The following is a 263-nucleotide window of genomic DNA, read 5'->3' on the forward strand; positions in this document are numbered from 1 at the left end:
GATCGTCTTCATCGACAACCATTTCACCAGTCGGCGCCGTCATTACTGGCGCACCATCAAGCACCTCGATTGGCAATACATATTGGTTAGAATCATCGCCATCGCCATCAACCGCAACGACATCGAATGGAATCGTTAAGGTATTGGAATTCGGACTTGTAGGATGATTTAGAGGACCTAACAACGTAAAGGTATAAGAGCCATCATTCGCTAGCGCGAGCGTGAAGATAGGAGTCCCGCTTGTCGTCGTACCTTGATAGGTC

General features: G+C 48.3%; 1 protein-coding gene. It reads right to left on the reverse strand.

Going from position 1 to position 263, the window contains the following annotated elements; translation table 11 throughout:
• Nucleotides 1-263, reverse strand: a 263-nt coding sequence (locus AB4484_RS26740; RefSeq protein WP_372081060.1) for a hypothetical protein, incomplete at both ends; no start/stop codon positions are given.

Source organism: Vibrio sp. 10N.261.46.A3, from assembly GCF_041472995.1.
In the GTDB taxonomy this organism is placed as follows: Bacteria; Pseudomonadota; Gammaproteobacteria; order Enterobacterales; family Vibrionaceae; genus Vibrio; species Vibrio coralliirubri.